Annotated in this window: 19 protein-coding genes; 10 read left to right on the forward strand and 9 right to left on the reverse strand. The window is 44.8% G+C overall.

The features are described from left to right. Positions 1-672 precede the first annotated feature (672 nt). Positions 673-1,707, forward strand: a complete 1,035-nt coding sequence (locus tag QUA16_RS18855) for a histidine kinase (protein WP_333105067.1) — start codon at positions 673-675, stop codon at positions 1,705-1,707. A gap of 482 nt (positions 1,708-2,189) precedes the next feature. On the opposite strand, the gene QUA16_RS18860 is transcribed toward QUA16_RS18855, so the two are convergent. Both QUA16_RS18860 and holA read right to left on the reverse strand, forming a co-directional pair. Continuing rightward, on the reverse strand, positions 2,190-3,227 hold the full coding sequence (locus tag QUA16_RS18860) for a hypothetical protein (protein ID WP_333105069.1): 1,038 nt from the start codon (positions 3,225-3,227) through the stop codon (positions 2,190-2,192). A gap of 230 nt (positions 3,228-3,457) precedes the next feature. Next, a complete protein-coding gene (gene holA, locus QUA16_RS18865; protein ID WP_333105071.1) occupies positions 3,458-4,435 on the reverse strand; it encodes a DNA polymerase III subunit delta in 978 nt (325 codons plus the stop codon). A gap of 173 nt (positions 4,436-4,608) precedes the next feature. Between holA and QUA16_RS18870 the strand changes: the two genes are divergently transcribed. Further along, complete coding sequence (locus QUA16_RS18870) at positions 4,609-5,349, forward strand: DUF1868 domain-containing protein (protein WP_333105120.1); 741 nt, start codon at positions 4,609-4,611, stop codon at positions 5,347-5,349. Positions 5,350-5,605: 256 nt separating this feature from the next. Here QUA16_RS18870 and QUA16_RS18875 read toward each other — a convergent pair whose 3' ends face one another. The 3 genes from QUA16_RS18875 to QUA16_RS18885 all read right to left on the reverse strand — a co-directional run bounded on the left by QUA16_RS18875 (position 5,606) and on the right by QUA16_RS18885 (position 7,854). Further along, positions 5,606-6,727, reverse strand: coding sequence for a cellulase family glycosylhydrolase (locus tag QUA16_RS18875; RefSeq protein ID WP_333105072.1), 1,122 nt, complete (start codon positions 6,725-6,727; stop codon positions 5,606-5,608). A 198-nt stretch (positions 6,728-6,925) separates the two neighbouring features. Continuing rightward, positions 6,926-7,339 (reverse strand): DUF6006 family protein, encoded by a 414-nt coding sequence (locus tag QUA16_RS18880; RefSeq protein WP_333181293.1) that lies wholly within the window; start codon positions 7,337-7,339, stop codon positions 6,926-6,928. Positions 7,340-7,647: 308 nt separating this feature from the next. After that, positions 7,648-7,854, reverse strand: coding sequence for a hypothetical protein (locus QUA16_RS18885; protein WP_333105076.1), 207 nt, complete (start codon positions 7,852-7,854; stop codon positions 7,648-7,650). A gap of 189 nt (positions 7,855-8,043) precedes the next feature. On the opposite strand from QUA16_RS18885, the gene QUA16_RS18890 reads away from it, so the two are divergent. The 3 genes from QUA16_RS18890 to QUA16_RS18900 all read left to right on the forward strand — a co-directional run bounded on the left by QUA16_RS18890 (position 8,044) and on the right by QUA16_RS18900 (position 9,074). Next, positions 8,044-8,211, forward strand: coding sequence for a hypothetical protein (locus QUA16_RS18890; protein WP_333105077.1), 168 nt, complete (start codon positions 8,044-8,046; stop codon positions 8,209-8,211). A 247-nt stretch (positions 8,212-8,458) separates the two neighbouring features. Then, positions 8,459-8,674, forward strand: a complete 216-nt coding sequence (locus tag QUA16_RS18895) for a hypothetical protein (RefSeq protein WP_333105078.1) — start codon at positions 8,459-8,461, stop codon at positions 8,672-8,674. A gap of 10 nt (positions 8,675-8,684) precedes the next feature. Further along, positions 8,685-9,074, forward strand: coding sequence for a putative toxin-antitoxin system toxin component, PIN family (locus QUA16_RS18900; protein ID WP_333105079.1), 390 nt, complete (start codon positions 8,685-8,687; stop codon positions 9,072-9,074). Between the two features lie 520 nt (positions 9,075-9,594). On the opposite strand, the gene QUA16_RS18905 is transcribed toward QUA16_RS18900, so the two are convergent. The 4 genes from QUA16_RS18905 to QUA16_RS18920 form a co-directional block, all read right to left on the reverse strand. Further along, positions 9,595-10,473: a peptidoglycan-binding protein gene (locus QUA16_RS18905; RefSeq protein ID WP_333105080.1), complete on the reverse strand. Its 879-nt coding sequence runs from the start codon at positions 10,471-10,473 to the stop codon at positions 9,595-9,597. Between the two features lie 220 nt (positions 10,474-10,693). Then, positions 10,694-11,284 carry a C39 family peptidase gene (locus QUA16_RS18910; protein ID WP_333105081.1) on the reverse strand — a complete coding sequence of 197 codons (591 nt, stop codon included), beginning with the start codon at positions 11,282-11,284 and terminating at the stop codon, positions 10,694-10,696. Between the two features lie 153 nt (positions 11,285-11,437). After that, complete coding sequence (locus QUA16_RS18915; protein ID WP_333105083.1) at positions 11,438-11,977, reverse strand: hypothetical protein; 540 nt, start codon at positions 11,975-11,977, stop codon at positions 11,438-11,440. A 238-nt stretch (positions 11,978-12,215) separates the two neighbouring features. Next, the gene (locus QUA16_RS18920) at positions 12,216-12,872 is read right to left on the reverse strand and encodes a hypothetical protein (RefSeq protein ID WP_333105085.1); all 657 of its coding nucleotides are present in this window, start codon (positions 12,870-12,872) and stop codon (positions 12,216-12,218) included. Between the two features lie 388 nt (positions 12,873-13,260). On the opposite strand from QUA16_RS18920, the gene QUA16_RS18925 reads away from it, so the two are divergent. From QUA16_RS18925 to QUA16_RS18945, 5 genes are all read left to right on the forward strand, one after another. Then, entirely contained in the window at positions 13,261-14,604 is a 1,344-nt protein-coding gene (locus QUA16_RS18925) for an AAA-like domain-containing protein (protein WP_333105086.1), read from the forward strand. Positions 14,605-14,633: 29 nt separating this feature from the next. Then, positions 14,634-18,152, forward strand: a complete 3,519-nt coding sequence (locus tag QUA16_RS18930; RefSeq protein WP_333105087.1) for a WD40 domain-containing protein — start codon at positions 14,634-14,636, stop codon at positions 18,150-18,152. A gap of 213 nt (positions 18,153-18,365) precedes the next feature. After that, entirely contained in the window at positions 18,366-19,679 is a 1,314-nt protein-coding gene (cbiE, locus tag QUA16_RS18935) for a precorrin-6y C5,15-methyltransferase (decarboxylating) subunit CbiE (protein ID WP_333105088.1), read from the forward strand. 274 nt (positions 19,680-19,953) lie between these two features. Continuing rightward, complete coding sequence (locus QUA16_RS18940; RefSeq protein WP_333181294.1) at positions 19,954-20,652, forward strand: hypothetical protein; 699 nt, start codon at positions 19,954-19,956, stop codon at positions 20,650-20,652. A 3-nt stretch (positions 20,653-20,655) separates the two neighbouring features. Beyond that, positions 20,656-21,498: a DUF1822 family protein gene (locus tag QUA16_RS18945; protein ID WP_333105091.1), complete on the forward strand. Its 843-nt coding sequence runs from the start codon at positions 20,656-20,658 to the stop codon at positions 21,496-21,498. Positions 21,499-21,617 lie beyond the last annotated feature (119 nt).

The raw sequence follows: 21,617 nt of genomic DNA on the forward strand, positions 1-21,617 counted from the left end.
ATAGGGCATAGGGCATAGGGCATAGGGCATAGGGCATAGGGCATAGGGCATACCTCACTTTTTTGAGAACCGCTATACTTACCAATACCTCAAAAACCGGGTTGTTTCTCTGTAAGCAAACCCGGTTTTTGCGTCCAAGACTGAGGAAATTGTACCAATTTTTGATTAATCGGCGTGCGATCGCCACAAAAATTGCAGCTTGAGTTTCAAGGATTTCTGTGAAGATGGCTTACCCAGAAACCGACTTTTATCTACGAAAATGCCCAGTAAAACGCGAGGCATATCCGGTGCAAAACCCCGTTTCTTTTGCTTTGGGGGAGTGATATAAAAAAGCGTTTTTTAAATTATACATCGCCTTTTGTGTCCTTGTGGCCTACCCTAGGGGATAGATTTTTTCTGTAATCTTAATTTCTGTATCCTGCCATACAACCGCTGCATTTGGCGGGCAAATTTTCTACATATTTTAACTAATATCGTTTCCGGTTGTATCGGAATGATTTAACCGCAGAGGGCGCAGAGAACGCAGAGGGAGAGAATACAGAGAGGAATAATTCCGATGCTACCGGATTTGATATAACACTTTGTTGAAAACTCTCCCTAGGATTCCGGATGGCTTAGCGGCCTTAACGATAAATGAAAAAGAGTGTTTGATCTCTGGGAGAGCGTTTTTTAATGTACGATATTACCCTATTTACCCAGCAAGACATGGCGAAATGCAGCTTAGTCCTGCGCCATTTAGGTAGAAATACTCCTAGTATGGAAGCCAGCAGCCAGAAGATTGTTAACTATATTTACAGACATTTTTGCGATTCGCAAACTGGAGAAAATACCTGTGCCTTAGTGCGTTTGTTCAAAACTCATCCCTACGGGGAATTAGAAGACTCATTGCAACAATCCGCGCGCCGCTTGATGAAGGGCAATTCCCCCGCCGCCGACATGAAATGTTGGACTCTGCTAGCAGCCGCAGGCACAGAACCTCAGTGGAATTCTCGGCACACAGCAGCAGAAAATACAGCTATTCCATTAGTTAGCCCAAAATTAGTGGCTCAACTGCCGGCGATTTCGGAAATAATCCGGCAGTTCGGTTTAGACATTCCTACCTTCCTCGGAATTGAGCGAGAAAGGTTCCTGCAATTAGAACCCGCAGTATTAAATATTTTTCACGTATCAGAGGCAAAAGGCAGCCCCTTTATTCCTGAGCAAAATTCCTTAATTATCCCCTACCAAGTCAAGTCTGTCTTGGGATTTGGGGGACTTCTGCCGTCAGGAAGTGTGTTTGCGGTAGTGATGTTCCTCAAAGTTAAAATTCCCCACAGCACGGCTGAAATGTTTAAAGATTTAGCACTTAGTGTCAAAACTGCATTGTCCATGCCCGACAAACAAAGTGTTTTTGACTATTCACAAATTTCTAATAATTTTGTTACTAATAACAATATTTACGAAACCCAATTACTGGAATATCAAGTTGCCAATCTGATGCAATTGCTGGACTTTTCAGAACAAGAAATGCTCAGACAAGCGACTCGTTTTCAACAAACTATTGACAATTTACAGCACGAACTTGCCGAATACAAAAATAAAGGACAAGCTGTGAAAGCAAATCAAGATCAATTGACAGGTATCCTCAATATTCCCAATGATTCTATTGTTATGGTCGAAGAAAGTCAAGTAATTCAGCGCTTTAATCAAGGGGAAGAACACATTTAACCCAAGCTCTGTGTTTAAGCTGTTGTGCATTTAAATTGTATATTTCGAGTCCCGATCAAAAATCGCCAAATCCTCTCCCCCGATCCCCATCGGACCTTCTCCCTCTCTAATACCATAGGCAATCTAGATGCAACACAGCTTAGTAACCCGGTTTCTTTGATAAACCGGTTGTTGCTGTATTTTTTTAGTTATACCAGTTCCCCACAAATATGCTGCAATGATCGGAGAGTTTAAGGATTATTATATCAAAGTAAACTACCAAGAAAGAATTGATTTAACAGTTAATGTCCTATGCGCTTTGGAGAAGTCCCTGAGAAGCCTACACCATAATTTACTTAGTTGGTGTATGAATATGTCACTAAAATTGAAAAAAGTCAAAAGGTAAGAAAGCTTTGAGTAAAAAAAGATTTTTTACTTTTGGCTTTAGACTTTTGACTTTTAGCACATCGAGTATTCAACTCAAAACTCAAAACTTAAAACTCTTAAGGCGCTGCTGCCGCCCTGCGGTTGGCAACAATCAGATTAGCCTGATACTCTGCCGCTTTTTGCTGAGCCTTTTGATAGTTCGGGCTGGTTGACGGTACCGCTCTCATGAGCTTAACCGCTTGCTGCCACTCGCTTGCTACTGCGATCCACTCATTTTGAGACTGAGCCGTCTGGGCGGAAATTGCTGCCTTCTGAGCTGTGTTAACGGCTGCCCTCCAAGAGTCAGGCTTAGGCGCGGCGGGTTTTGGTGCAGGAGAAGCTGCCTTGGGCGCCGGAGATGCAGCTGCAGCTTTGGGTGGTGGAGATGTCGGAGTTGGGCTTGCGGGCGCAACAGCAGTGGGAGCGACTTTTGGTGTAGGAGAGGCTGCCTGTGGGGTACCCGGAGATGCACCCGGAGAGGATGCGGCGGCTTTAGAAGGGGGAGATGCGGGTTTAGGGGAAGGGGAAGCAGCTTCGGGGGCTATCGGTTCTGGGTTCGAGTCGCCGAAGGGGAAAGTTTTAGTAAAGAAAAGCCCTGCGATCGCCGCCAGAGGTACTAAGATACCCACAGGTATTACCCATTTGGGAAATTGTTTTTTCGGAGGCGGGGCTTGATCTTCGTCTTCGTCTTCGTCTTCCTCGTCGTCATCTCGATCGAATTCTCCTTCTTGATAATAGTCTTCCTCTTCGGACTCGACATCATCTAAACCTACAGAGTCGTCAGGCATTCCACTATCCAAGGGGTAAGGCATTGAATCTGCAGGCATCAGATCAATTTCATCTTCCCACGCAGGCTCACCGTCACCTGTTCGACGCCCGTAAACCTTTACAGTGTGAATTGATTCGAGTCCCAGCTTCGTCATGCCGGTGCGGATGAAATCAACCAATACCATTTGATCCGGTACTTTGTCTGCCTCCAGAATTATGTGGAGGCAGCCGTTGTCCCGCGTCACATCGGCGTTGATGCCTTTGGGTTTGAGTGTACGGTTGATGCTAGATGCGATCGCTTTTGGATCGCCTTGCTTGAGCAGTTCCCGCGGGTTCTGTTGTGTCATGGGTAGCGCTCTTTTTTTTGGGGGGGTGGAGAGCCGGCAAATAATATTAACCGATCGGCATTCGGCGCACAATATTTATTTACCACATTAACTTCTACTTTGGCATTCTGAGAATATTTCTAGTATCTATTGACCTTTTGCCCCGCGATCCGGCATCAAGCACATAGCCGAAGAAAGAAATTTGTTGTAAAAATTTACAGTAAGGGGCCGATCCTGTGCCCTGTCGCGCATCAGCGAAACAAGCTAGAAAGTTCTATAACTTTGGTTTGCAGGGTTGAGTTTTCTTCCCGGCCCCGTTTTAAAGAAGCTTCTAAGTCTAGCAGCAAGGGCAAACTTTTTTGCAGTTTTTCTAAGCTGGCGTTCTTGACTTCTTGCCGAAAATAGTATACTCGTTTCGGATTGCCGAGGTCTAGAGCTTGAGCAATTTTATCATCGCGATCGCCCGCTTGGATCATTGCCTTTACCCACAGCCAAATCCGAAACTTACCAGTCAAGCCAGCCACAATCCTCAAACCAGGCTCGCTGCGGCCAGTTAACCCGGCCAATAAATCCAAAGCGGCGGAGGTATTGCCCTCGCGAATCGCATCGGCTAGCTGGAAGGTATTCTGGGCGTGACAGTGCACGAGTGCGGCAACTTCCTCCGGGTTCAGAGGTTGGCTGCGGTTGCCCGCAAACAGCAGCAATTTTTCGAGTTCGCTGTATAGCCCGCGGGTATCGCTGCCAATGGATTCGGCCAAAAGTTCGATCGCTGTGGCTGTCAATTTTACGTTCATTTCGCCCGCGACTTGGCGCACCCGCTGGGCTAATTCTTTGTCATTCCAAGGCGGAATCGGTGAAAATTCCCGCACTTGGGCGGACTGGGAAATTAACTTGGTAGACTTGAGCCGGCTGTCGGGTTTTTTGACGGATGTCAGCAGCAGCACGGTGGTAGGGGGAATCACTGGCAGCGTTCGTTCAAATTGTGCTAACAGTTCAGGAGAGCACTGCTGCGTTACAGTCGTATTTGCCAACCAGACAAAACGGCTGCCGGTACCGAAGGGCGGGGTTAAGGCTCGATCGAGCCCTTCGACCACAGCTCCGGCGGAATCGGCAATAATTTTGTCATAGTTAAAACTAGCCCAGTTGGGGTCGAGGACTGTTTGGCGCAAACTTGTCACAGCCTGCGCCATCGCAAAGTCGTCTTCCCCCCAGAACAGGTAAATTTGCATAAACGCTCAGTAGCCCAAAAAATCAGAGTTGCAGGTTCCGCAAGTCCAACATATCCTGAATAGGGCTGTTGGAAGCCCGCACCATAATATAAAATTTGGTGTGGGAGTTTGTCACCGCGAGGAAATCAAGATTGGATGATACTTATCAAGCTTACGTAAATCGGGTGGCGCGAATGACGCTGCTGGACTCTTACAAGTCCCAGGTGGAACACATTCAGGAATCTCCAAAATTTAAGCCCGACGAAGCAGGCAGGAGATATCCTGTACCTTTTCCAGGTTATTCAGTGATTACGCCCCCTGCGGGGGAAGATGCAGAAAATGCTGCATTTTATAGTAATTTGCACTCGAGCCAACAACGGCTATTGCAGGAAATAGGGGAGGGTGCGCTCGTGGCACTGCCTCCTGATAGCTTCCATTTAACCGTAGCCGATTTGATTTGGAGCAGCGCTTTTCGAGATGCCTCTGATAAAAATCCAGAATTTGAGGAGCAACTGCGCTCGCGCATGGCCGATCGTTTTGCAGCCTGCAAACCCTTGGCGGGCGGCGCTCCCATTCGCTGGATAGTGCTGGGGTTGATGGTGATGACTAGAGCTGTGGGTGTTTGTTTGGCACCGACGGACGAAAACTCTTACAAGCAAATTCTGGAGTTTCGCCGATCGATCTATCAAAATCCCGATTTAATGGCTTTGGGAATCGAACAGCAATATCATTTTACGGCCCACATTACTCTGGCTTATTTTGGGGATGTCGGGCCGAACCTTGACCGCGCTCGCTTGTGCGCTTTGCTGTCAGAGTTAAACGAGCAATGGCTGGACACGCCGCAAGAACAGTCCGTACACCGAGTGGAACTGCGGAAGTTTGACGACATGACCACCTATCTCCGACAACCGGAATGGCCTGTTTTTGAGTTTTGAGCGATCGTCAAGATCGAGTATGAGGCATTTGGCAGAAGAAATATCAAATATTCTGCCAAATACCTAATACTGGTCGATAACAAGATATTTTGTATTACCTAAAAACCTTATTTTTTGCCCAATTTGCAGTAACGGTAGCAAACAATAAAGCAACCCGAACGTCAAAGTTGTCAGAATCATCTCCCCAAGCCCATACTGACCTCGATCGATTCTCAAGCAAAATTGCTGGAAAACTTTGGTCAAGCTAATCAATTGATTATACCCCAAAAGCAGTCGATCGCCGGGCAGTCGCCTTCAAGCCGTAGATAGGATTGTTTACCAGATCGTCGCCGTAGGGCGTAAGACCTGAGAAATTACCGTCCCGAGTCATTTCCCTCCGATCACAACCATCCTTCCACCAACACCAAGCCAGCCAACCAATTTCCTGCTCTTTTAGCACCGTCAAAAGTGCTTGATAGGTAAAATCATTCTGGGGTAAATGATTTTCCTTACTGCCATCGAGATCGTAGTAGCAGTATGCGGTTTTCCCCGCGATCGATTCACCTTGCTTGTTGGCGATTTCACCAAAGACGATGGGTAAATTGGCTGCGATTACGGCATTAAGATGCGACATTCCATCATAACCAGCCCAATAAGCGTGTCCGCTAAACAAAAGATTGCGATTTGGATCGCTATCGACTAATTCCCGACCTATCTTTGCGAACACTTCGATCGAAGTACCGCAATCAGGCGCATCAATCATGATTGGGACTTGCAAGTGTTGTCGAATGCTGGCAATTGCATTCTTGTATGAGGTTTTATACGCCTCCAATGCTTCCACAGAATTGTTCGCCCAACGATAGACACCCAATTCGTTAGCAGGATTAACAATCAGATACCGCTGATGTTTTTTCAATACAGCCAAAACAGGTTCCGAAGTCCACCAAGGAATCACCTGGGTGTTGAGGAGGGTGGCATCGGACTTACAGGTTAAGTCCCACAACCCCAGGAGTGGCACGATTTTGTTCGCCTTGCATTGGGCGAGAAATTTATCCAAGTTTTGCAGCGAATAGGCAGGACGAGTCGGTTGACCGTAATCCTTGTACCATTGGATTCTGACGGCATTGGCTCCTGTTTTTTCCAATTCTGCCAGTCGATCGCTTTGAGGAAAATCCCAGTCATCCAACAGGGGTAGGTTAATTCCTCGCAGGACGATCTTCTGCCCGCTTGAATCATAAAGATACCGTCCCTTTGTATGAAGTGTATTCTTGGTTGGCGAAGCTTGCCTAGCGGGTTGGGCTAAAACGGCGCGATCGCCAAACAGAATTGCACTTGCTCCTCCAGCCATTAAACCGACACCTGCCTTTAAAAATTGACGGCGGCCAAGCTCATCAGACATGATGTTTTCTCCTTAAATAAAACTTCGAGTAATTTAGGGTTTAGCGGGCGATCGCCCGAGCGACAAAAACAATTGGGCTTGTTAGATTAATCAGGAAAACTAACCTAATTAAAATCGGCGATCGCACTAAATGTTTGAAGGTCAGACCTCACCTCATTTCTTGCTCTATAGGGAGCGAAGGAAAGAAACGAGACTGTACTATTTCCAACATGACAGCGGATATCGCTTACCGTTCCACGTCGTCCAACCCGTGGTTCTATTGCCTGTAGGTTTGGGCAAATACCATTGATTGCCATCAGCATGGCGGAAGTACAATCCGCCTCGATTGACCTGGCGTGGATTTGTCAGTGGCACCCAGCGCGATCCATTATCGGAAAAGCTGCCATTCCAGCGCACGCCAGAAGTGGTGCTACAAGTGTCACCGTTACAGGTGGTTTGGCTATCATCAACCACATTCCATCTCATGCGGGCCGATCGCCCGTCGATATTGCAATTCCAATCGCCGCCCCACCAGCCGCCGACTTGGCTGGCGATGCTCGCACCGGAAACGGCAAGGGATAAAGCAATGCCGCAAGATATCGCAATTAGTGAACGTTGCATTATAGTCGTCATGGAATTATTCCTCATTTTGGGAACCTCTCTTTTGACTTTTCATTTACTACTCAGTAGTCTGCACCAGATTTTTTATAAACTTGATTATGGGTAAACAGGCAGAGAAGCAAAGTTCTATGCTGCCCTGTTGATTGCTCCATAAAGTGTCGGGTAGATGTTTTATACGGTATGAGAACTTAGGCAGTTATGGAGCAGCAATCTGTGTTCCATGAGATTCTTCAACTCAACGCTTAAGTTAACCGGACAGTTAATGAATTGATTTTTGATATGCACCTTGAATTTGGGAACTATGATTGATGGGCTTCCCCTTACAAGAAAGTGCGGCGCTCTAGAAAATAATTCTCTTTAACCCGTTGAATTCTCTGATTTATATCAGTCTGAAAGGGGCGGGTTTTCTCATCATTTATATAGTCCGCTTTGTTCAATTCAGAATTTTCCTCTTTACTCTTAAGCTCAATAGCGTTTGTGGTGCTGTTAGCATCGAAAAGTGGCTGGTTGTCGTAAAAGGTAATCATTGCAATATCTCCTACTTAATAAAAATCCGATCCGATCCAAGTCGTACCATCTCGAACAAGAAGCATCAGGATGCCGATCGCTCAACTATATCGGGCTTTCATTTCTCGCTTCATCTTTATATATTGACCGATCGCAACTCGGATGATAACTGGTATAGTTCTGGATTTTACGATCGCTAAATTCAGGTAATGGTTACATTGGCAATCGGAAAAGTTGGGGATAGCAAGTGCGATCGCGCGTCAAAGTTCTGGAAAATTCAGGTGAAGCTACGCGATTGGGGTAAAATCGAAGCGATCGCACCATTCAAGAACGAAGAGCGACGATCTTGTAATATCATGTCCGGTCGATTACCATAATTAACTTTCCCTCTCCTCTCCCCCTCTCCCCCTCCCCCCTCTCCCCCTCCCTCCTCTCAATCCTTAATTCAGGTCGATCTCCCGGACATGATATAACCTATCGTGCAAGTTTACCCATCCCGTCATCGGAGGACTTACAATGAGTTTATGACAGACACTCAAAACGCCCAAAATTCTCTCCCCGCAAGCCTTCCTGCTAGAGGAATAGGTGTTTGTTGCCAATCCAAATTTTCTTGAAAAACTAACTATGACAACGATTACGATTCAAATCGATCCAGACATCGCCGCCGCTTTCCAGGTATCACAACCCGAACAGCAGCAAAAAATTCAAACTTTGATTAATCAATGGATGCGACAGGCTCTAAAAATCTGTACGTTGCAAAACACAATGGATAAACTGAGTGATGAAGCTGAAGCTAATGGGCTAACACCAGAGATTTTGCAATCTATCCTTGAGGAATAAAATCCGAATTGTGCTTGACTCTAACGTCATCTTGAGTGCTGCACTGTTTAAGAACTCTTCTCCCCGTCAAGCCTTTGACAAGGCAATGACAACTGGACAAATTAGGATGTCTACAGCTACACTTGCTGAGCTTCAGGACATTTTCAACCGTCCAAAGTTCGATCGCTATCTCTCAAAATCTTCGCGGACTGACTTTCTCAACGATCTAATCCCAGTCGTGGAAACTCTAGAAATTATTCAATCCTTTTCAGTCTGTCGCGATCCTAAAGACGATAAATTTCTGGAACTTGCTGTGAATGGAAATGCCGATTACATTGTCACTGGCGATCGAGATTTACTTGTCTTAAATCCATTTCAAAATATTGCCATCCTATCTGTATCGGAATTTCTAGCAGTGTAGTTCAGACTATACCGTTTGACACTTTGGTGCTAGAAATGGCGCTAGCTGACTTTCTAGATCCTGATTCATTGACTTTTGTGGACTGTAAACCTCAAACCGGTTTACCCCTGGACGCAGACTAGAATTCATGAAGGTGAGCTTACTCATCAACATTGTAGGTTGGATTGAGACGAGAGCGAAATCCAACAAAACCATCGATTTTTTGATGTTGGGTGTCCTTGCGTCGCAGGATGCCTGTTCCACAATAATTATGGAAGATGTCTATTAGACATCTCCCAAAAATGCTGTTAAGAACAGGCAAGATGCCTGTTCCACAATAATTAAAGACATATGTTTAAAAACTTTAAAGAACTCAAGTTTGAAATAACAATCAGTAAAAGTAAGGTGCGTCGCTACGACAATCTTGGCTATTCGCAACTATACATTAGCGACGCACCTTACCGCATCATCAACAGGATGAATAGCCGGGATTTAGTATCATGTGATTAACCTCCTAAAATGACTACAAATTGTTTAAATCTTAGGCAATCGCTTTGAAATAATACTCAGCAAACTGCGCGATGAGATCGGCTTTGTCCCGTCCATTCACTATTGTCCTGGCGTTGAAGAAATCGCGACTATCGCCCCCAATGAAATCGCTCAAACCTACACCCGTAAAACTACCGTCGCGCATTCCCCGAACTAGAATCAGGGCAGCAATTTCAGGGAGAGCAGCTTTTTCTGGACGATCAATCAAATTAATTCCGAGTTTTTCACTCCAGATTCGATAGTTGCGACGACCTGTAATTTGGACAAAACCTCGGCCTTTGAAACGAGGACCATCGCCCGGTTCAGTATTCCCTAAATCATCGCGATCTTCATAATCCCACCCATCAGCTAATTCCATCATGAAGCGTCCAAAATGGGATTCATGTTCGGCGGTTGCGAAAACATAGGCAATTTGCCCGCGATCGATGACGCCATTATCCAGACATTGATTGAGAACTAAAGGCAAATTTTTCTTAGCAAAGGGGCGAATTTCCGATGGGCATTGAGCAATATCTAAAATATTATCAACGCTAGAGAAACCACCGGGCATATCCCAAATCTTGGGTGTGCGACTAACTATTGTTATTGCTTCGGGTTTCACCTTCAGCAACTCAGCCCAAGTATTACGATCGACTTTGCCTGTTACCTTTAATCCACCTGGGACAAATTTGCTGCGATCGGCGGGGCGCATCCGTTGAAATTGCTCCACTGCTGCCTTAGTAACAGACCCAAAAAGTCCGTCAATTTTGGCATCTTTTGGTAATAATCCCCAATCTTTCAAGCGCCTTTGCAGGATTTCGACATCATCAATCAGGTGAGGGGTATCAATAATCCCGTCATTGATTTGTAACTCAACTTTTTCAATGGCCATATTCAGACCTCCAAGTAGTAATAATGACTTTCTGTAGACTCACCCTGGAAGCAGAATGTCAGATATTGTTCGGTTATATAACCCCCTATGTGTTTGTAGTAAAAACTTCATTCCTTGCTCGCATATTTGGGCGAGATTAGGACTCAAGTCCTCAATATAAACTTTTTTATTGGTAATTAACCGGAGGTTAAATCGATTGCAAACCCAGGATTATTCAGAGCTATTTAGAAATTCGATGCAGCCACATTGTTGCAGTAGATTCGATATTGCTGCTGTCCCAAGTGTCATAAAAAGATAAAGCTTGACGCAAACCAGAAGCATTGCCAGCGGCGGATATCAATTTACGACTGTATATCTTATTGTCGCCCTTGTTATCTGGTGAAAATGGGGAATTTTTCCGATAGCCTGAGTAGAACCATTCTCCGGCTGGATCGTTCACAAAAAAGTCACCGTTGTTGTTGTAACCGCGAATAACTAGAATGTGACCCGAATTTGTCCAAAAACCATGCAATATACAGATCTCGCCAGAATCGAGAGAGCGAGTGATGTCGGAAAGACTTCCCGTCAATGTCAAGTTATCTCTCAACCCTAAACCCTCTAACACTCTTTTGATGCCATCGGGAGAACCGTGATCTATTCCCAGCCGATCGAAACGTTTTTTAACATCATCTTCGTACTGTGCAAAGGGGCCTAAATCTGCAACTTGAAAGTATTTCAAACACATTGCGGCACTTGTAGCACCGCAAGTGCGCCAAGGTTGAATTTCGTTATCTTCTTGACTGAAATACGGAACCTTATGATTGACAGCCATAATTTACCTCAATGTAAGCTTTGTAAACGATGGATTTGACTTCAAATTGGTGCTAGAAATGGCGCTAGCTGACTTTCTAGATCCTGATTCATTGACTTTTGTGGACTGTAAACCTCAAATTGGTTTCCCCCTGAACACAGACTATTCCGATCGTCACAATGGCGTTGGACAGGAAACTACTGCGTCGTCAACCTGAATCCACGAATCTTTTCCATTGCCCCAAAGACCAACGTAGAAAAGAACTTTACTGTTTGAACCGGAGTTGAAGTTGAAGATGTAGCGGTTGTAGTTTCTGTGTTGAGGATTGGGAGAACCTGCACCAACCAACTTAACCTCATTAATTACACTGCCTACACTACCATCACTATTGAGACGGCGTACTGACATATAGCCATCAGTTAGAGTATTGGATGTTCTTAACCATGCAGCCACAGTACATTCACTGTTTGGTTGAACGTTAGCCCAGTTGTTCACTGCATTCCATCCTGACGTATTGCGCACCCATCCGTTACCCTTTCCACTGTGTTCAAGATTTTTACCGTTATCAAGTCCAGCACCACCAGCAAACCACCAGCCTTCTTTTGGACTTTCAAAGTAGAACTGGGTCTGCTTGATTCCTGCAAGTGCAACTGTCGAAATAGCACACAGCAAACTTACTGCTGCAAAATTCACCATTACTTTTTTAGCGTTCATACTAGGATTCCTACAAAATAGATTTTGTCAGTAAATGCACGCTTCAAATGTTCGGTGTGACTCTATGCGTTGACTTGCTAATTTGCTAATCTCGTACATGAGTCATGTCTAGGACTTACGCACAGAAACCGGGTTTCTTTGAAAAATCTCAGATTATCAACGAAAAATTTACGAAGAAACCCGGTTTCTCACCACTCGTCGTGGGTAAGTCCTAATATCGTCTCGATCACCACTGCTGTTAATTAGAGACTGTTATTTTTCCACTTTTATTCCAATAAATTGAACCTCGCTCGAAGTGGCTAACACGATTGCCAGCAGATCCTGAAGGAAGTTCATCCGAAATGGGATAACCAAGGGAACTTTTTTCGCGACCCATACTATCCCATTTCTTTGCAATATCCCCATAAACTGCATAAGCTCCTCGACTAGGATGCCAGTAGATAAAACCAAACTCGAATTGGTTATAACGACCTCCATTCGCTGCTGAACGCTCATCAGAAATGGGATAACCTACAGCACTACGTTCACGCCCTATACTGTTCCACTTCTTCCCAATTTCCCCATAAACTGCATAAGCTCCTTGATTAGGACGCCAGTAGATAAAACCATGTTGAAAGTCGTTGTAGCGACCTCCTTTCGCTGCTGGACGTTCATCGGTCGTAGGATTGCCCAATGGGCTTCGTTCTCCCCCTAGACGTGCCCATTTATCAAAAATGTCTCCGTAGAGCTGTTGTGCAAGAAGGACAGGACTTTTTTCTGCGTTTAATGTCGAAGTAAAAGTCACCGAACGATTTACGGCATCAGCAGCTTTCCCTACAAACTGCAAGCCTATTGTTGGAATAGCACACAGCAAACTTACTGCTGCAAAATTCACTATTGCTTTTTTAGCTTTCATACTAGGATTCCTACAAAATAGATTTCGTAAGTAGAATGCACGCTTCAAATGTTCAGTGTGACTCAATACGTTGATTGGCTAATCTCGTACATTGGTCATGTAGAAGCGTTAGATGAGTGCTAACTTAAAGTTAATAACTAACTTGATTAGGTCTGTTTTCGCGCTTCATCTTTATATATTTGTCCATACCAACTCGGTATGACAACTGGTAAACTTCTGGACTTTACGATCGATATATTGATAAATAAACAGACAAAAAACAGGTAAAATTCAGGATTGCCAATTACATTTAAAGCAAAAAGTCTGCAAAAGTCAGGTGCAGCCACCCAATTGATTCGCCCGTTAATTCGTGATATAACTAAAGCTATTCATCTTGCTACTCTAAGCCATGAATGCTGAAACAGAACTGTCTTGGGAACAAACCCAAAACCTGGTTAATACACTGGTATTAAAACATACTGGAAGACACCTCAGTGATGTTGAGATCCAGGTGCTTCGAGGCGCGTGGGAAGGCAAAAGTTATGGAAAGATTGCCGAACAGTTATTTCTGACTGAGAACTACATCAGTGGAGACGTGGGATATCGCTTGTGGAAAAAACTGTCAGCAGCATTAGGCGAAGAAGTAACAAAGAAGAACTTCCGACAGGCACTCAAGAGGGCATGGCAAAACCAGACTGCTGCTAAAACTTCATCAACACCAACATCAAATTGTGCGATCGCCCTAGAATTTCCAGAAGGACCTTTAGGACTGGATTCTCCTTTTTATGTCGAACGTCCTCCGCTCGAGTCCGACTGTTACAAGGAGATTTTGAAGCCCGGTTCTCTGATTCGCATCAGAGGACCTAGAAAAATGGGAAAAACCTCCTTACTCAATCGAGTGTTGGCTTATGCGACTCAACAAAATTATCAAGTTGTTCGCATGAACCTGCGAAAAGCTGAAAAAACAGTCTTTACAAGCTTAAATAAATTTTTACGATGGTTTTGTTTGAATGTGAGCCGACAACTGAACCTAGAACCAAAGCTTGATGACTACTGGGATGAAGAAATTGGTAGTAAGGTAAGCTGTACGGGATACTTTGAAACCCATTTATTAGAACAGTTAGAGACGGGTTTAGTCCTCAGCTTAGACGAAATTGATACTGTTTTTAACTATCCAGATCTTGCTGAAGATTTTTTAGCTTTGCTGCGAGAATGGCATGAAGAAGCCACACTCCAAGAAAGTTGGCGAAAACTTCGATTAATCATCGCTCACTCAACAGAAGTATATATCTCCTTAAATATCCATCAATCTCCATTTAATGTTGGGCTACCCCTGAGATTGCCGCCATTTAATCAACAGCAAGTCCAGACGCTAGCTCAGTTACATGGCTTAACTTGGACTGTTGAAACGACCCAACCGTTAACGGCGATGATTGGAGGGCATCCCTATCTGATTCGACTGGCCCTGTATCACCTTGCTCGTCAGGATATGACACTTCAGCAATTGCTGCAAGATGCTCCAACCCATGCTGGAGTTTATAGCGACCATTTGCGGTGTTGCTTAGGGAATTTAAAACAGCAACCAGAATTAGCAGCCCCATTAAAACAGGTCATGACTGCTCAAGATCCAGTTCATTTAGAATCTGTAGCTGTCTATCATTTGGACAGTATGGGACTCGTGCAGCTCAAGGGCAATCAAGTGACACCGAGTTGCGAGCTATATCGTCAGTATTTCAGCACCAATCTTGCTTGAGGGTTGAATCTTATAATACGAATAAAATAATGAATACAACCTACAACGAAAATTATGAATACAAAGTTGGGGGAAGCTTACCGCCAAATGCACTCTGTTATGTAACGCGGCAGGCCGATCGAGAACTTTTGGCTGCATTAGAAGCGGGTGAATTCTGTTACGTGTTTAACTCTCGGCAGATGGGTAAGTCGAGCTTAAAAGCAAGAACTATGCAACTGCTAGAAGCGAAAAAAATTGCTTGCGCGGCAGTAGATGTGACCAAATTAGGGTCAAAGCAAATAACGGCCGATCAGTGGTATAAAGGTTTAGTCGTGGAATTGGTCAGAGCTTTCAAGCTTTCAGGAACGTTCGATCTAAAGACTTGGAGAAACGAACAAGCGGAACTTTCTGCAATCCAACAACTCAGCCTGTTTATTGAAGATCTTCTATTGGTTAAAGTTGCGAGTACGAGAGTCTGTATCTTTTTAGAAGAAATTGATAACGTCAAGAGCTTAAATTTTTCAACCGACGATCTATTTGCTTTGATTCGCGCTTGTTACGAGCAACGATCGCACAATCCCATGTATAATCGCTTGACCTTTTGTCTGTTGGGAGTCGCCACACCATGCGACTTGATGGTTGATAAGCAAAGAACTCCCTTTAATATTGGTCGATCGATCGATTTGACAGGATTTAAGCTGGCAGAAGCTAAGTCACCCTTAACTCAGGGATTAGTCGGAAAAGTAGAGAATCCATTAGCCGTTTTACAAGAGATTTTGGATTGGACCGGCGGACAACCTTTTCTCACTCAAAAGTTGTGTAAGTTGGTAGCAGAAAAACCCGAAAATTGCCAGCCTAATATCGAGAAGTTGGTGCAACATTATATCGTTGAGAATTGGGAATCTCAGGATACTCCACCGCATCTGAGGACAATTCGCGATCGCATCCGAGGCAGCGAACAGCGCAGAGGTCGGCTACTTGGGCTTTATCAGCAGATTTTACAATATAACGCGATATTCGTAGATAACAGTCCCGAACAAATGGAATTACAGCTATCAGGATTGGTTGTAAAGCATCAAGGCAAACTTAGCGTTTACAACCGCATTTATCAATCTGTTTTTAATAAGGCTTGGATTGAGCAGGAATTATCCTCTGTACGCCCTGATTTTTATTCGGTAGCGTTAGCAGGTTGGCTGACATCCAACGGTCAGGAGGAATCCTGGCTTTTGCGAGGACAGACGTTACAAAAAGCGCAGCAGTGGGTGGCCGATAAAAGCTTAAGCGACAATGATTACCGCTTCTTAGATGCAAGTCGGGAATTAGAACAACGAGACATTCAAAAGCGGTTGAACGCAGAAACAGAAGCATCCTGGATTTTGGCAGAAGCTAATCAAGTCTTAACCGAAGCCAACCAAACCCTGAATCAGGCAAACCGAAAAGCCCACCGACGAATTCGGCTCGGTTTAGTGATACTCGTTGCATCTCTGATTGTGGCAATATTTGCCGGAACTTGGGCAAGTCTGATGGTCAGAGATACTCAACTGGAGAGGATCAAATCTCTCAGCATTTCTTCAACGGCGTTATTGAACTCAAACAAAGAACTTGATGCTTTGTTAGCTGCATTAAAATCAGCAACTCAATTAAAATCAGCGAATTTGGCAGATATGAATACTAAAAAATTAGTCAAATTAGCATTGCAGCGGTCTAGTTTCATTAGAGAAAAGAATCGCCTAGAAGGACACAATGATGCTGTGAGAAGCGTCAGCTTTAGTCCCGATAATCAAATGATTGCGACTGCTAGCGAAGATAATACGGTCAGGCTTTGGAGCATTGATGGGCGAGAAATTAAACGACTCTCCGGACAGAATCAGTCTTTTAGGCGCGTGAAATTCAGTCCAGATGGCAAGATGATTGTTGCTGTCAGTGCCGACTACACCATCAAAGCTTGGGATATTAATGGGCAAGAAGTCTTCACAGTGAAGGGAAAAGACAATGCAGATAGTTTTATTAGCAGTCTTTGTATTAGTCCTGATAGTAAAGTGATCGCTGCTCCTGAAGGAAATAATGTCAAACTTTGGAGTACAAAGGGACGAGAAATTAAGACACTTACAGGGCATGAGGATAATGTTTGGAACATCAGTTGTAGCCCGGATGGTAAAACAATTGTCACGGGCGATCGAAGCGGTGTTCTAAAACTCTGGAACATGGATGGACGAGAACTCAAAACCTTTAGAGCAAGCCAGTTATCGATTTTCGATGTCAGCTTTAGCCCGGATGGTCAATCCATTGCTACTGCCACCGGGGACACTAAGATTAAACTATGGAATTTAGACGGAAAAGAAATCAGAACGATCGGTAAACATGATAACTATGTTTTCAGCGTTAGTTTTAGTCCGGATGGTAAAACGATCGCTTCTAGCAGTGCTGATAGAACGGTTAAACTATGGAACACTACTGGACAACTTCTGAAAACCTTTAGAGGACATGATGATGCCGTCTTTAACAGCGGTTTTAGCCCAGATGGTAAGTTCATTGCCGCTGCTGTAAAAGACAACACGGTTACGTTATGGGCTGTTGACGATCGACAAAAACTGCATACTTTTGTTGGACATCATGATTCTCTTTGGAGCGTTCGGTTCAGCCCGAATGGCAAAATCATTGCTTCGGCTGGAGATGATAAAACGATTAGACTTTGGAGCATTGAGGGTCAAGCACTTCAAACGATTCAGGCAGACAGCGACAAGGCTTGGAATCGGATTTGGAGCTTGAGCTTTAGCCCGGATGGGAACACAATTGCCGCAAGTAACTACGATACAACGATTAAACTGTGGAACCTCAAGGGTCAAAGTCTTAGAACCTTTAAAGAACACAGCAGTGAAGTCACTGACGTAAGTTTTAGCCCAGATGGCCAAACCCTCGCCAGTGCTAGTTACGATGGAACAGTCAAGCTGTTGCAGATAAATACTCAAGAATCGAAAACTCTCAAGGCTTTGGCTGGTAAGGTTTGGAGTGTTCGGTTCAGTCCAGATGGCAAAACACTTGCCTCTGCTCATCAAGACGGCACAATAAAACTGTGGAATCTTCAAGGTCAGCTACTCAAAACAATCAGAGGACATGGTAACTACGTGACCAGTGTTCGGTTTAGCCCAGATGGTCAGAGTATTGCTTCTAGTAGTGGTGATAAAACCATTAAGCTTTGGAGTTTAGACGGTGAGGAACTCACAACGCTGAAGGGTCATACTGCTGGAGTTACCAGACTTAGCTTCAGCCCTGGCGGTAAAATTCTTGCTTCTGCAAGCGCGGATGGTACAATCCGGCTTTGGAACGTAACGGCTGGTGAAGAGATTAGAACGATCGAAGGACATGGCTATTCTTACTGGGATGTCAGTTTCAGCCCCGATGGCAAACAAATTGCTTCTGTAAGTGATGATGCCTTGGTTGAACTCTGGAATGCTGAAACGTTGAACTTCGAGGAACTCATCGATCGCGGCTGCAATTGGTTGCATGATTATTTGAAGAACAACGTCAGTGTCAACGAGGCAGATAGACGGATCTGCGATGGAGTTTAATGATAGTAGTTAAAGTATGCGACCAAAAGCATTCGATCGCTGGGCAGTCGCTTTTAATCCGTAGTTAGGATTGTTGACCAGATCATTGCCCTTTCTGTGGAAGTTATACATATTCTGCGGAATATTTGACAAGCCCACACCTACCCGTTTCGGCAGGTATGTGGAGCGTTACAAAAAATTAGTAATTCTGACTTTTGGGTTTTAGCTAAAAAAGTGATAATACACGTTGTTGGTATAGGTTTAGATGGAGCTTCTGGGCTGAACGAATCGGCGCTGCAGGTTGTAGAAAGGGCCGCTCTATTAGTAGGGAGCGATCGACATTTGAGCTATTTTCCAGAGCTCTCCTGCGAGCGCTGGGTGCTGGCCGATTTGACGAGCGCCATTGTCGAAATTCGGCGGTGGTTGGCTCAGGATGCGGATTTAGAGCCGGATGCCGGGACGTTGGCAACCCCCATGTCCTCCTCTCAACTAATTGTCATTTTAGTGGCCGGCGACCCGCTGTTCTACGGCTGGGGAAAGTTGTTAATTGCCCAATTGCCGGCCGAAAAATTGACTTTTCACCCCCACGTCAGTTCTGTGCAGTTGGCTTTTAACCGCATGCAAATTCCTTGGCAAGACGCTCATTTTGTGGGTTCTCAAGGACGTTATTTTGAGGAACTGACGGCAAAACTCAAACTCGGTGTCGAGAAAATTGCGGTGCTCGCCGACGAAACTCATACTCCGGCGGTCCTGGCAAATTTGGTGAAAGCTCTAGATTTACCTACACGCTACGAGTTTTGGGTTTGCGAGAATTTGGGTGCTGCTGACGAACGGGTGGGCCTCCGTTCTCTGTCAGCTTTGCTGGGAGAGTCTTTTGCACCGCTGAGCGTGGTTGTGATGCTGCGCGAGTCCCCCGCGAGGGCAGAACCTTTGGATTTGGAAAAGTTGCCTTTGTTGGGAATACCGGATGCAGCTTTTATCGGTTGTGGCGACAAGCCTGGTTTGACGGTTGAACGGGAAGTGCGGGTGTTGGTGCTGGGACAATTGGCTTTGCAACCGGGACAAGTTGTCTGGGATGTGGGTGCTGGTAATGGTTCTGTGTCGATCGAAATTGCTCGTTTATTCCCGCAGTCTGAGGTGTATGCGATCGAACAAACGGTTTCTGGTACTTCTGCGATCGAGTTCAACTATGGCCGTTTTGGGCTGCAAAATGTGTTCTCGATTCACGGAACTGCCCCGGAAATCTTGCACCGCTTGCGTCCTCCGCACCGGATTTTTATTGGCGGTAGTGGCGGAGGGTTGACTAAAATTTTGGGCGTTTGCGCGCTGCGGCTGCTTGCTGGAGGCTCGATCGTGCTGGCTTTGGATGCTTTTGAGGATATTGCTACTGTTTTGAGCTGGATGGGCGATCGGGTGCGCCGGGAACCGCACTGGAGTTACCGAATCGTGCAAGTGCAGTTATCGCGTTCTGTGGCTGGGGGGAATTCAACTCGTTTTGATGCGTTGCGGCCAGTTTCGATTGTGACGATCGATCGACACTTGAATTAATCTGAAATCTGTCAGATCAAATCCGCGCTTCAGCGTCGGGTGTAAAATCGAGTCAACATTCAACACTCAACCATCATTCAGTTGGGCTACCCCAAGTCAACAGTCAACAGTCAACAGTCAACAGTTAACAGTTAACACTCATGAGGAGTGCAACCGGAATTAATATAACTCTAACTTTCGGGTGCACGCAGAACACAGAGCATCCTCTGGTTAGCGGAGAATATCCAAGCGGTGCAACAATGAGTTGACAATTCAAATAATTAATTTAACACCTATGGATCAACTGCTGCGCCAACTAATTGAGGAGGTATGCGAGTATCCCCAAAACAGCTCCCAAAGGCGCAAAGCGATGAACCGATTGCTCGCCGAACTACAGGAACTTCCCGGACTACTGCGATCTGCACATCCCGATTATTTAGAAGCCTTAAATAAAACCTGGGAATGGGTGAACAAAAGCATTTGCTCAAAGTTCAAGCTTAGCGATCCGAATGTTTCAAGACGACTACGACAATGGATAAATAGTTACCTAGAGTGGCGCATTAAGGATTTGAAGTTACCTTCTGAACCGCCCACTTACAGTTTAGATGCCCCTATAGGAGGCTCAGATACTACAACCGCCTTGCTGGATGTGCTTTCAGAAACAAGTTTTTCCACTCCTACCCGCAGTGGTTTGGATGGCTACATAGCACTTTTAGAGCAAGAAAATTATCAGAATATTATTCAAAAGCTAGAACAATACGTCCAAGAAGACCCCGATGGGAAATTTCGCTCCTGTCATCCTAAAAATCATCCAGAGTGTAACTGTCAAGTTCTCACATTAAAGGTGCTTTTTAAAACCACCCCTGACAAGTTTACTGCGATCGCCAAAGAATTTAACATCAACTACCAAACTCTAAAATCACACTGGGAAAGGAACTGTCGCCCCTTGCTCCAAGCGATCGCATTAGAGCTAGGATACACAAGAGAGGATTAAATTATGCAAAGCACAAACCCAACGCTATTGACAGTTCCACTAGGTACTGATGCTCACCGCACCGCTCGAAAATTTGCGACCGAAACTCTGCAATTCGCTCCTGAATTGACAAAGCATGAGGCTGCCAAACGAGTTTATGTGAATACTTTAGCAGTTTATGTTGTCTATAGTTACCTCAAATGGCAAGCCTACGAACCCGATTTAATTCAAGGCGATAGTTGGCATCCAGTCGTCCGTGCCCAGTGGGATATTGCTGATTTGGTGTTACCAGGGATGGGTAAATTAGAATGCCGCCCGGTTTGGTTTGGAGAAAGTGCGATCGTAGTTCCACCAGCAGCCATAGAAGACAGAATCGGCTATGTAATAGTTGAATTTGGCGAAAAATTAGACTCAGGAAAACTGCTAGGATTTACCCCATCACTGGAGAATTCTCCGTTGCCAAGCCAGATCCAGATTGCCCAACTCCAAAACTTAGATGCTCTCATCGATCATCTCTATCGTCTGGAATTAGGAAATCAGTTTTTGAGAAGTGACGATCCAGTAGCCGTAGAAGTGCGACAACTCTTAGAAACACAAAACTTTTCAGAAATTATCGCTCAATTAGAGCGCATTTACCGAACTACTAAGCCCATTAAATGGCGCTATGCAGGAGCAGATGTATTAGTCGCTAGTCTTCCTATTAATCCTCATTATCAAATAGTTGATTTTTTGGCTGAACAACAGGCTTTTATGGGAGAAATTGGTCGAGAAGAAAAAGTTCTCTCCGCAGATTTACACCGCCAACAATTAGCCCAAAAGATTCTAAATAAATTAGCCGGGATTTGGGAGATTGAAACAAAAACTTAAATATTTATTGTTTCCACCAAACTGAGAACATCCCATGTTGTAAAAAGCATTTTTTAGGAATGCGAGTATCATGCTCGCTTGCCTATATATTTGTAACGATACAGATACTTGCACTCCTG

The organism is Microcoleus sp. S13_C3, assembly GCF_036700905.1.
Taxonomy (GTDB): domain Bacteria; phylum Cyanobacteriota; class Cyanobacteriia; order Cyanobacteriales; family Microcoleaceae; genus Microcoleus.